Source organism: Variovorax beijingensis, from assembly GCF_007828835.1.
GTDB lineage: Bacteria > Pseudomonadota > Gammaproteobacteria > Burkholderiales > Burkholderiaceae_C > Variovorax > Variovorax beijingensis_A.
Genome location: NZ_VIVL01000003.1, coordinates 626314 through 634653 on the forward strand (window position 1 = coordinate 626314; position 8340 = coordinate 634653).

At 68.9% G+C, this 8340-nt stretch carries 7 protein-coding genes and 1 pseudogene; all 8 read right to left on the reverse strand.

Going from position 1 to position 8340, the window contains the following annotated elements:
* Positions 1 to 48: 48 nt before the first annotated feature.
* Positions 49 to 1281, reverse strand: a complete 1233-nt coding sequence (glcF, locus tag FB547_RS13480) for a glycolate oxidase subunit GlcF (protein ID WP_145742945.1) — start codon at positions 1279 to 1281, stop codon at positions 49 to 51.
* Positions 1282 to 1300: 19 nt separating this feature from the next.
* The gene (gene glcE, locus FB547_RS13485; RefSeq protein WP_145742946.1) at positions 1301 to 2410 is read right to left on the reverse strand and encodes a glycolate oxidase subunit GlcE; all 1110 of its coding nucleotides are present in this window, start codon (positions 2408 to 2410) and stop codon (positions 1301 to 1303) included.
* A 23-nt stretch (positions 2411 to 2433) separates the two neighbouring features.
* On the reverse strand, positions 2434 to 3936 hold the full coding sequence (locus FB547_RS13490; protein ID WP_145742948.1) for an FAD-linked oxidase C-terminal domain-containing protein: 1503 nt from the start codon (positions 3934 to 3936) through the stop codon (positions 2434 to 2436).
* Positions 3937 to 4035: 99 nt separating this feature from the next.
* Positions 4036 to 4917: a LysR substrate-binding domain-containing protein gene (locus FB547_RS13495; RefSeq protein ID WP_145742949.1), complete on the reverse strand. Its 882-nt coding sequence runs from the start codon at positions 4915 to 4917 to the stop codon at positions 4036 to 4038.
* A gap of 11 nt (positions 4918 to 4928) precedes the next feature.
* Positions 4929 to 5864 carry an SMP-30/gluconolactonase/LRE family protein gene (locus tag FB547_RS13500; RefSeq protein ID WP_145742951.1) on the reverse strand — a complete coding sequence of 312 codons (936 nt, stop codon included), beginning with the start codon at positions 5862 to 5864 and terminating at the stop codon, positions 4929 to 4931.
* 278 nt (positions 5865 to 6142) lie between these two features.
* A complete protein-coding gene (locus FB547_RS13505) occupies positions 6143 to 7678 on the reverse strand; it encodes an ammonium transporter (RefSeq protein ID WP_186454156.1) in 1536 nt (511 codons plus the stop codon).
* Positions 7679 to 7700: 22 nt separating this feature from the next.
* On the reverse strand, positions 7701 to 8039 hold the full coding sequence (gene glnK, locus FB547_RS13510; protein ID WP_007833403.1) for a P-II family nitrogen regulator: 339 nt from the start codon (positions 8037 to 8039) through the stop codon (positions 7701 to 7703).
* 67 nt (positions 8040 to 8106) lie between these two features.
* Positions 8107 to 8340: pseudogene (locus FB547_RS13515) on the reverse strand (hypothetical protein); the annotation flags it as partial.

Sequence of the window (8340 nt, forward strand, 5' to 3'; positions counted from 1 at the left end):
GCGAATCGCCTTGGCGCGAGTCGGACCAGAGCGCTCTTCGGTGTGCGATCAGGCCGCTGCCAGCGCCGCATCCAGCAGTTCCACCCAGTGCCGCACGGGCGTCTCCCGGCTGCCGCTTTGCAGGTGCGTGATGCAGCCGATGTTGGCCGAGGCGATGACGCTCGGCTGCAGCTGCTCCAGGTGGCCGAGCTTGCGGTCGCGCAGCGGGTAGGCCAGTTCGGGCTGCAGCACCGAGTAGGTGCCGGCCGAGCCGCAGCACAGGTGCGATTCGTTCAAGGCCACGCGCACGTCGAAGCCGAGTGCGCGCAGATGCGTCTCGACGCCGCCGCGCAGCTTCTGGCCATGCTGCAGCGTGCAGGGCGGGTGGTAGGCGACCACGCCGGCCGGCGCGCGCACGCGGGCCTTCAGCGCAGGCACCAGATCGGGCAGCAGCTCGCTCAAATCGCGCGTCAGCTCGCTGATGCGCGCGGCCTTGGCGGCGTAGGCCGCGTCGTGCTGCAGGATGTGGCCGTATTCGCGCACCGTGACGCCGCAGCCCGAGGCGTTCATCACGATGGCTTCGGCCTCGTTGCGCTCGACCATCGGCCACCAGGCGTCGATGTTGGCGCGCATCTGCGCCTTGCCGCCCTCCTGGTCGTTGAGGTGGAACTTGACGGCGCCGCAGCAGCCGGCCTCGGGCGCGATCACGGCCTGGATGCCGGCCGCATCGAGCACGCGCGCGGTGGCGCTGTTGATGTTGGGCATCATCGAGGGCTGCACGCAGCCTGCGAGCATCAGCACCTTGCGCGCATGCCTCGCGGCGGGCCAGGCGCCGGCCTCCTGTTTGGCCGGCACCTTGGCCTTGAGCGCGTCGGGCAGCAGGCCGCGCACCGACTGGCCGAGCTTCATCGCCGGGCCGAACAGCGGCGACGGCAGCCCCTCCTTCAGCAGCCAGCGCGTGGCCGACTCCATGGCCGGGCGCGGCACTTTCTCGTCGACGATCTTGCGGCCGATGTCGACCAGGTGGCCGTACTGCACGCCGCTCGGGCAGGTGCTCTCGCAGTTGCGGCAGGTCAGGCAACGGTCCAGGTGCAGCTGCGTGCTGCGCGTGGGGGCCTTGCCTTCGAGCACCTGCTTGATCAGGTAGATGCGCCCGCGCGGACCGTCGAGCTCGTCGCCGAGCAGCTGGTAGGTGGGGCAGGTGGCGGTGCAGAAGCCGCAGTGCACGCATTTGCGCAGGATGGCTTCGGCTTCGCGGCCTTCGTCGGTGCCGCGGAATTCGGGGGCGAGTTCGGTTTGCATCGCGGGTGTTCTTGGTTTTTCAGGCGCCGGCAAGCAGCCGTGCGCGATCGAAGATGCGATGCGGATCGAATTCGTGCATCAGCGCCTGGTGGATGCGGGCCACGGGCGCGCTCAGTGCGTCGAAGCGCGGCACGCGGTTGTCCGCGGCGTGTCCCGCGGGCATGCGGAACAGCGTGGCGTGCCCGCCCGCCGCGCGCGCGGCTTCGCGGATGCGCGCGGCCTGCGCGGGCGGCGCCTGGTACCAGCGCTGCCCGCCATGCCATTCGACCAGCGGCGCGGCGCCATCGCCCCATGCAAGCGCCGATGCGGTCTGCGGCACCGACAGGCGCCACAGTGCGTTCGCGCCCGTGTCGAACCATGGCAGCCGCTGGTCGCGCAGCGCCTGCCAGTGCGCCGCGGCCTGCGCGTTGTCCTTGCGCTCGCCGCCGAGGTGCGCGCAGGCGGCTTCCACCGCTGCGACCGCGCCGCGCAGGCGCAGCTGCAGGATGCCGGTGCCCGCCTGTTCGAACCAGCAGCTCGCATTGAGCGGCAGCGGCCGGCCGCCCCATTCGTTGAGCAGGCGCAGTGCATCGGCCTGGCTGCAGGCGAATTCGAGCGTGGCCTCGGCCGGCGCGACGGGCAGCACCTTGAGGCTGACTTCGGCAATCACGCCCAGCGTGCCGAGCGAACCCGCGAGCACGCGCGAGACGTCGTAGCCGGCCACGTTCTTCATGACCTGGCCGCCGAAGCTCAGCACGTCGCCGCGGCCATTGACGAGCGTCGCGCCCAGCACGTAGTCGCGCACCGCGCCGACGCTGGCACGCGCTGGGCCGCTGAGCCCGGCGGCCACCATGCCGCCCACAGTGCCCGCGCCCGCCGCGCCGAAGTGCGGCGGCTCGAAAGGCAGGCACTGCCCTTTTTCGGCCAGCACGGCTTCGAGTTCGTCGAGCGGCGTGCCGCCGCGCACGGTGACCACCAGTTCGCTGGGTTCGTAGCTCGTGATGCCGGTGAACGCGGTGGTGCTCAGTACTTCGCCGTGCGGTGTCTCGCCATGGAAGTCCTTGGTGCCGCCGCCGCGGATGCGAAGGGGCGTGGCGTCGGCGGCCGCGGCGCGGATGCGCTCGGCGATCTGGCGGAGGGCGGGTTCCATCGTCCGTGTTCTTGTCGTCGTTCTCAGAAGCGCGGCAGGTCGGGGTGCGGCAGCCGGCCGCCGCGCACCACCTGCTTGCCGTATTCGGCGCAGCGCTGCAGCGTGGGGATCACCTTGCCGGGGTTCAGCAGGCCGGCCGGGTCGAAGGCCCGCTTGACCCCGGACATCTGTTCGTTCTCGGCCGCGGTGAACTGCACGCACATGCTGTTGAGCTTTTCCACGCCCACGCCATGCTCGCCCGACACGGTGCCGCCCATGGCGACGCTGGTCTCGAGGATGTCGGCACCGAAGAGCTCGCAGCGGTGCAGCTCGTCGGGGTCGTTGGCATCGAACAGCACCAGCGGATGCAGGTTGCCGTCGCCCGCGTGGAACACGTTGCAGCAGCGCAGGTTGTATTTCTTCTCCATCTGCTGGATGGCCAGCAGGATGTCGGCCAGGCGCTTGCGCGGAATGGTCGAATCGAGGCACATGTAGTCGGGGCTGATGCGGCCCGAGGCGGGGAAGGCGTTCTTGCGGCCGCTCCAGAACTTCATGCGTTCGTCTTCACTCGTGCTCACCGCAATGGCGGTGGCGCCGGAGGAGCGCAGCACGGCCGTCATGCGGCCGATTTCTTCTTCCACCTCTTCGGCGGTGCCGTCGGATTCGCACAGCAGGATCGCGGCCGCATCGAGGTCGTAGCCCGCGTGCACGAAGTCTTCGACGGCGGCGGTCATCGGCTTGTCCATCATCTCGAGCCCCGCGGGAATGATGCCGGCCGCAATCACCGCGGCCACCGCATCGCCGGCTTTGCGCACATCGTCGAAGCTGGCCATGATGCAGCGCGCGAGCTGCGGCTTGGGCACCAGCTTGACGGTGACCTCGGTGGTCACGGCCAGCATGCCTTCGCTGCCGATGACCAGCGCGAGCAGGTCCAGGCCCGGTGCATCGAGCGCCTCGCCGCCGAATTCGACGGGCTCGCCCTCCGCCGTGAATCCGCGCACGCGCAGCACGTTGTGCAGCGTGAGGCCGTACTTGAGGCAGTGCACGCCGCCCGAATTCTCGGCCACGTTGCCGCCGATGGTGCAGGCGATCTGGCTCGACGGATCGGGCGCGTAGTAGAGATTGAAGGGCGCGGCGGCTTCGCTGATGGCCAGGTTGCGCACGCCGCACTGCACGACGGCCGTGCGGCCCACCGGGTCGATCTTCAGGATGCGGTTGAACTTGGCAAGCGACAGCGTCACGCCCAGCGCATGCGGCATGGCGCCGCCCGAAAGCCCGGTGCCCGCGCCGCGCGCCACCACGGGCACGCCGAGCTGGTGGCAGGTCTTGAGCACGGCCGCCACCTGCGCCTCGGTCTCGGGCAGGGCCACCACCAGCGGGCGCTGGCGGTAGGCGGTGAGGCCATCGCACTCGTAGGGCGTGGTGTCCTCGGCGTGCCAGATCAGCGCGTGGGCCGGCAGGTGGGCCTGCAGGGCGCGCACGATCTGCGACTGGCGGTCGGTTTTCTGCAGCGAATCGTGCTGGGCGGCGGTGAGCGGCGCGTTCATGGATGTCTCTCGTGGTGCCCTGCACTCTACGCAAAATGCGGCGGCGCCGGGTTGAAGCTTTTTTGCGCCGGGCTTGAGAGAATTTCGCCGGCCGCCGGCTCAGCGCAGCGCCAGCGCCAGCCAGTCGGCAAAAGCCGCGCATTCCCAGCGATCGAGCGTGCCGGGCTGCCAGCAGATGGTGTGGCGGTGCGGCGAGGGCACGGGCCGGTCGGACAGCGGCACCAGCCGGCCCGATTCGAACCAGGCGGCGCCCATCTTCTGGCGCACCAGCGCCACGCCGAAGCCGCTGGCCGCGGCGTCGTACACCAGGCCCAGGTCGTTGAACTGGGAGCCGACGTGCGGCTCGGGCTGGTCGAGGCCGCAGCTCGCGAACCAGGTGCCCCAGGGTTCGAGCGGGCTGCGGATCAGCCGCGCGCTCGCAATTTCCGCCGCGGTGCGAAAGCCATCGAACGGGCCGAATTCGTTGAGGTAGCTCGGGCTGCAGGCGGGCAGCACCTCTTCCTCGAGCAGCAGCCGGTGCTCGCAATCGGCGTACGCGCCGCTGCCGTAGCGCACCTCGAGGTCGGCCTGTTCGGCCGTGACGTCGAGCAGCGGGATCGACACCTGCAGCACCAGCTCGATGTCGGGGTAGATGTTGCGGAACAGTTCGAGCCGCGGCATCAGGAACACGCGGCTGAAGGTGGGCGTGACGGCGATGCGCAGGCGCGTGGCGCGCTGCGTTGCCGCGCTCAGCGGCGTGGCCTGCAGCGCCGCGAGGCCGGTGCGCACGTTGGCGAGGTAGGCCGCGCCGTCGGCCGTGAGGCCGAAGTCGCCGCGGCCGAAGAGCTTGAAGCCCACGTGCGCCTCGAGCTGGCGGATGCGGTGGCTCACGGCGCTGGCGGTCACGCACAGCTCATCGGCCGCGCGGCCCGCATGCCGCAGCCGTGCCACGGCCTCGAAGGTCAGCAGGCATTGGATGGGCGGGATGTGCTGCAGGGCCATGCGGGGGCCGCTCAATCTTCGAAGAAGGCGACCGGCAGGCCCGGGGTGTCGACGCGCATGGAGACCACCGTGCCCGAGGCCGGCAGCCGCTCGATCTCGGCGGCGGGCCGGCCCTTGCGGGCGGTGGTGACGAAGAGGGTCTTCAGGTCGTCGCCGCCGAAGCAGGGCATGGTGGGGCATTGCGCCGGAACGGGAACGGCGGCCACGGTCTCGCCCGAAGGCGCGAGGCGCAGCAACTGGGCGCCTTCGAACATCGCAACCCAGTAGTGGCCTTGCGCATCGACCGTGGCGCCGTCGGGGCGGCCTGCGTAGCGCAGCATCGGCGAATCGGGGGTCCAGCCTTCGGGCTTGGCGTCGAACTGGCGGAACACGCGGGGTTGCGAGAGCGTGTTGGCCTCGGCGTCCCAGTCCCAGGCGCGCACCTGGTGCGCGGGCGTATCGGCCCAGTACAGGGTGCGCGCATCGGGCGAGAACGCGAGCCCGTTGGCCGTGGTCACCTGGTTGGCCATCAGCGTGAGGGTCGGCGCCACGCCGCGGCCGGGGCGCGCGTCGAGGCAATAGAGCGCGGCGTTGGCGCGGTCCTTGGCCTCGTTGATCGAACCGCTCCAGAAGCGGCCGAGCGCATCGCATTTGCCGTCGTTGAAACGCATGGTGCGCACGTCGTGCTCCACGCGCGCGATGGCAACGAGTTCACCGCCCCACTCGCGCGCCCGGTAGATGCCGTCGCGCAGCGCAATCACGAGGCCGCCGCTGCGCGCCGGTGCCATGCAGCCGGGCTCGGTGGACAAGGCCCAGCGCTCGACCGTGGCGGAAGGCGTGCCGATCTCGCCGCGCGTTCGCAGCACGGCGCGGCCCGGGATGTCGAGCCAGTACAGGGCGCGTTCCCGCGGATGCCAGAACGGCGATTCGCCGAGCTCGCAGAGGCTGTTGTCGATGGAGGTCCACATGCCCGGAATTGTGCATGGGCGGGCATCGCCGCTCCAGAGGAAAAACGCAGGCAAAAAAAAGCCCGCTGGCGCCGAAGCGCTCGCGGGCTGAACATCCAAAGGAGACCTCGCTGAAAAAGAGTTCCGTGTAATTCTTATAGCCAGCCTGTACACCGCATGCCTTCTTCCAGAAACACCGAGGAACCGGCTTTGCCGGGCCTCTGGTGTTGCCCCCAGCAGGGGGGTTGGCGTAGCGACACGAAGTGCGCGAAGACTGGGGGGTTGCCTATTTTTTGGGGTTACCTGTTATATGCGGTCTCGCCGTGCGAGGAGATGTCGAGGCCTTCGCGCTCTTCTTCTTCCGACACACGCAGGCCGATGGTGAGGTCGGCGATCTTGAAGGCAATGAACGCCACCACGCCCGACCACACGATGGTCAGCAGCACGCCCTTGAGCTGGATCCAGACCTGCGCGCCGATGCCGTTGGACACCACGCTGGCCGTGACCCAGTCGCCCACGAGGCCGGGGCCGCCGAGTGACTGGGTGTTGAACACGCCGGTGAGCAGCGCGCCGACGATACCGCCGACACCGTGCACGCCGAACACGTCGAGCGAGTCGTCCGCGCCGAGCATCTTCTTGAGGCCGTTGACGCCCCAGAGGCAGGCGAAGCCGGCGATGAAGCCGATGATGATCGCGCCCATCAGGCCGACGTTGCCGGCAGCCGGGGTGATGGCCACAAGGCCTGCGACAGCACCCGAAGCGGCACCCAGCATCGAGGCCTTGCCGCGCATCAGCGCTTCACCGATGCACCATGCGAGCACGGCCGCGGCGGTGGCCGAGAAGGTGTTCATGAAGGCGAGCACGGCGCTGGTGCCGGCTTCGAGGGCCGAACCTGCGTTGAAGCCGAACCAGCCGACCCACAGCAGCGAAGCGCCGACCATGGTGAGCGTGAGCGAGTGCGGCGTGAAGGATTCCTTGCCGTAGCCGACACGCTTGCCGATCACGTAGGCGCCGACCAGGCCCGCCACGGCGGCGTTGATGTGCACCACGGTGCCGCCTGCGAAGTCGAGCGCGCCCCATTGCCAGATCAGGCCGGCCTTGCCGTTCATGGCGTCGACCACGTCCTTGCTGGCATAGGCGTCAGGGCCCATCCAGAACCAGACCATGTGCGCGAGCGGCGCATAGCTGAAGGTGAACCAGATCACCATGAACAGCAGCACGGCCGAGAACTTGGCGCGCTCCGCGAAGGCACCCACGATCAGGCAGCAGGTGATGCCGGCGAAGGTGGCCTGGAAGGCGGCGAACAGCAGCTCGGGGATGTAGACGCCCTTGCTGAAGGTGGCGCCGGGCGCGAACACGCCGGTGGCCGGATCGAACACGCCCTTCATGAAGAGCCGGTCGAATCCGCCGAAGAAGGCATTCCCCTCGGTGAACGCGAGGCTGTAGCCATAGATGAGCCACAGCACCACGATCATCGAGAAGGTGACCATCACCTGCATCAGCACCGACAGCATGTTCTTGCTGCGCACCAGGCCGCCGTAGAACAGCGCCAGGCCGGGGATGGTCATCATGATGACAAGCAGCGTGGACAGCATCATCCAGCTGGTGTCGCCCTTGTTGAACGAAGGAGCGGCAGGCGCCGCGGCGGGCGCTGCTTCGGCAGCAGCTGCAGGCGCGGCGGCGGCCGGGGCGGCCGCGGGTGCCGGTGCGGCGGCTGCGGGCGCCGATGCCGCGGGCGCCTCGGGCGTGGCAGCAGCAGGCGCCTGGGCGAAGCTCGCCGTGCCTGCGGCGAGCAGGCTCAGGCCGAGCGCGAGAGAAACAAGCAGTTTTTTCATGGTTGTTGTTTTCCGGGCTGGATCAGAGGGCTTCGCGGCCGGTTTCACCGGTGCGGATGCGAACGACCTGCTCGAGGTTGTAGACAAAAATCTTTCCGTCACCGATCTTGCCGGTGCGCGCCGCACCCTCCACGGCTTCGATCACGCGGTCGACGAGGTCGTCGGAGACCGCCGCCTCGATCTTCACCTTGGGCAGGAAGTCGACCACGTACTCCGCGCCGCGGTACAGCTCGGTGTGGCCCTTCTGGCGGCCGAAGCCCTTGACCTCCGTGACCGTGATGCCCTGCACGCCGATGGCCGAGAGGGCTTCGCGCACCTCGTCGAGCTTGAACGGTTTGATGATGGCTGTGACCAGCTTCATGACTTTCTCCTTCTTGGATGGAATGAATGGTGCGGCAGCTTGGGCCGCACCTTGTTCTTGTGCCTGCTTACAGCGTCTTGCTGAGCGTAACGATGAAGCGCGCCTTGTTGGGCGAATAGGTGGTCTGGCCGAAGGTGCCGAAGCCGAAGTCGTAGCCGGGATTGGCCACCGCCAGGTACGAGCTCTTCTTGTTGGCGCCCTGCACCGAGCCGGCCAGCGCCAGGCCGTTGCCGAAGTCGTACGACACGCCCACGTTGTAGTCCACGTAGCTCTTGTAGCCCAGGCTGCGGATGTCGCTGGA

Excerpts from the sequence above, each read along its gene's own strand:
- FB547_RS13500 (WP_145742951.1), bottom strand. The coding sequence starts at position 5,864 with ATGTGGACCTCCATCGACAACAGCCTCTGCGAGCTCGGCGAATCGCCG.
- FB547_RS13495 (WP_145742949.1), bottom strand. The coding sequence starts at position 4,917 with ATGGCCCTGCAGCACATCCCGCCCATCCAATGCCTGCTGACCTTCGAG.
- glcF (WP_145742945.1), bottom strand. The coding sequence starts at position 1,281 with ATGCAAACCGAACTCGCCCCCGAATTCCGCGGCACCGACGAAGGCCGC.
- FB547_RS13490 (WP_145742948.1), bottom strand. The coding sequence starts at position 3,936 with ATGAACGCGCCGCTCACCGCCGCCCAGCACGATTCGCTGCAGAAAACC.
- glcE (WP_145742946.1), bottom strand. The coding sequence starts at position 2,410 with ATGGAACCCGCCCTCCGCCAGATCGCCGAGCGCATCCGCGCCGCGGCC.
- glnK (WP_007833403.1), bottom strand. The coding sequence starts at position 8,039 with ATGAAGCTGGTCACAGCCATCATCAAACCGTTCAAGCTCGACGAGGTG.
- FB547_RS13505 (WP_186454156.1), bottom strand. The coding sequence starts at position 7,678 with ATGAAAAAACTGCTTGTTTCTCTCGCGCTCGGCCTGAGCCTGCTCGCC.